Genomic DNA, 2,963 nt, shown 5'->3' on the forward strand with positions numbered 1-2,963 from the left:
GCTGATCAGATCGTAGGTTCTGGATTTAGTTCCACTGAATTACGCAACAAAGCCCATAAATTGAGCCATAAATCACCTTTCCATTATGAATTTATATGTATAATGATAAACTTAATCATCAAGGTTATAAGTGATTAATTTAAGGTGCCAACAAAGTACCATCATATTAATTTTAAAACTAAAAAATATTTAGGAGTATTATGAAACGTTTGAATTTAATAGGAATTTTAGTAACATCAGTTTTAATATCTAGATCAGTTTTAGCTAGCGATACACTGCAAGAAGGTATAAACATTCCCGTTGGTGAATCAATACATATAATGAGTGATATGGTTGATAATTCAGACTTGGTTTATATAAATGCAAAGTATTGGTTAGAATCAGGAATTTATTCAAATGGCATTGAAAATGCAATTGATTTAATTGTAAATAATGGTTATCGTTATCTGGTTGATTTTAGTGAAATAGAAGGAAATAAAGAAAAAATAAAGGCAAAACATGTCTTTAGAAAGGTATTTGGTATTTCATTGGAATCTGATTATATTGCAATAACTGAACATAACCATAACGTTATGTTTACAGAGATCAAGGATAGATATGACACAAATATCCCAATTTTGAGTAAACCTGCACCAAAAAGGCAAAAACGTTCAACATCAAACACCCCAGTAGTACACTCACCGGTACCGAGTATTTCTAGATATTATAATGCGACTAAACAAATTACTGATTCTGAATGTGATATCACTTGGAACACCCAATTAGGAGATAGATCGCGGCATCTTTGTAAAAATGCTAACATTTCGCTTGTTTATAAGATAAACATGCAACGCTCCCTTGCGTTCGGAACAATCGGCTCAGCAACGCCTGATGCTAAAATAGTAAGAGTTGGCATTGATGATTCAACCACTGGCGCAGGGATTAGTCTAAACCCTGAAATATATTCGATGTACTTAGCCTCAAGAGGCATTGTTTGGCCAAGTGGTGGGATTGAATCTGAATGGGTGTCATCCGCAATAGCACAAAACTATACGTTTGAAATGATGGCATCAAATAATAAAACAAGTATTTTAAGAACCATTCCAGCAACAAATTTAAATGTAAATTATGATAAGAAGGAAGTATCAACTTTTCAATTTGGTATTGGAGGTGATGTTGGTGCAGATAAAACATCACCCAAAATTAGTCTAAATGCCAACGCGTCATGGACAGAATCCAAGTGGTTATCATATAAAACATTTGATTATGCGGTAACGAAATCGTCAAAAAGCCCTCAACATGTATCTTTCAAATGGTCTAGAGAGCAATATAATTCACCACATGCGATACAAAAAGATGAATCGCCATATGGAGTAACAGTCAGAAAAAATTATTTTGGGAGGTTACACTTAATCAATCCAATAGGGTACGCAAACTTCACACCCAAAATGGAAGTAATCTATTATTCTGAACCTGCGACCACAGGGACAACAGACATTAGTATATCCTCATCGGTTGGAATTACTGGGTATCGTTATTATTCAGAAATCCCATCTTGGGAAGTCCTAAGATATTATTATCCTAATGAAAAAGACTTTAAAATTAAAAATGTAAAAAAAGATATTAAATTCACTGTTGATTGGGATAATCCTGTATTTATTGGCGGAAAGCCGGTTAATTTACAATTGGGTAAATTTAACAATAAATGTGTAAGTGTTAATAAAAACCTCAGTGTTAATTCTGATACTTGTAATATATCCGAACTAAAGCAGTCATTTATTTTCGATACACTTAATCGATATCAGAGTACAAGCCAACCAGGTATGTGCTTGGATGCTAGTAACATTAAAAAAGTCAGCCCTTGCAGTTTAAAGCGAACACAAAGATGGAAATGGATAGATGACAAAGATGAACTAGAGAATTCATTTACTGGAAGTAGCCTTGGTTATACTGTAAATGAAGGAGAAATTAAATTAATTCCGAAAGAGAAAAAAGCTGAGGATAATATCAACTCAGTTTCAATGTTCTCGTCATACACGGATATATTTAATATGTGACATTTTTTCCCTTGAGAGTAATAACTCAAGGTTATTAAACTTACGAGTACTAAAATACGGTTCTGTCGCAAATCTAGTTAGAGGTGTGACAGGCCAACCGGCTTTGTTGCGTAATTCAATGGAACTAAATCCAGAACCTACGATCTGCTCAGCTACATTCACTCCCTCTCGTAGCCCTATGCCTAAACCTCGTTATAAAACAACCAACTGGAAGCAATACAATCAATCACTCATTAACCGTGGCTCTCTGACCTTTTGGATTGATGAAGAGGCGATAAGCGGCTGGGCGCAAAGCAAACAGAATAATCGCGGGAGGCCGCGTCGGTTCAGTGATTTAGCTATCACGACAGCACTCATGGTGAAACGAGTTTTTTCTATGCCATTGAGAGCGCTGCAAGGATTTATCGACTCGATATTTAGGTTAGCCCATGTACCGTTAAGTTGTCCGCATTACACCTGCATCAGTCGTAGAGCCAAGCAAGTTGAGGTTTCATTTAAGACTAAAACGAGAGGAGCGATACAGCACCTAGCTATTGATGCTACTGGCCTTAAGGTTTATGGCGAAGGTGAATGGAAAGTCAAAAAACATGGGACGGATGGCAAGCGTAGAGTCTGGCGAAAGCTTCATATTGCCGTCGATACCAACACTCATGAGATCATTGCCGCTGAGCTAAGTTTATCGACGGTTACAGATGGAGAAGTACTCCCGAACCTACTGAAACAAACACGCCGAAGTATCCTTGAGGTGTCTGGTGATGGCGCTTACGACACGAGAGCGTGTCACGCTGCTATTAAGATTAAGGGAGCCATTGCGCTTATTCCCCCAAGAGAAGGGGCAGCCTTCTGGGAGCGTGGTCACCCTCGAAATCTCGCCGTGGGTTGCCAGAAGTTATACGGCTCAAATAAGTATTGGAAAGAGCGGTATGG

Annotated in this window: 2 protein-coding genes; both read left to right on the plus strand. The window is 37.5% G+C overall.

Features of this window, described 5'->3' with window-relative positions:
• Positions 1 to 200: 200 nt before the first annotated feature.
• Positions 201 to 2,036 carry a leukocidin family pore-forming toxin gene (locus tag ACED42_RS21590; RefSeq protein WP_017100264.1) on the plus strand — a complete coding sequence of 612 codons (1,836 nt, stop codon included), beginning with the start codon at positions 201 to 203 and terminating at the stop codon, positions 2,034 to 2,036.
• A gap of 178 nt (positions 2,037 to 2,214) precedes the next feature.
• On the plus strand, positions 2,215 to 2,963 hold a 749-nt coding region (locus ACED42_RS21595; RefSeq protein WP_371704113.1), incomplete at its 3' end, for an IS5 family transposase.

It is taken from the genome of Vibrio sp. FF145 (genome assembly GCF_041439075.1).
GTDB classification, from domain to species: domain Bacteria; phylum Pseudomonadota; class Gammaproteobacteria; order Enterobacterales; family Vibrionaceae; genus Vibrio; species Vibrio tasmaniensis_A.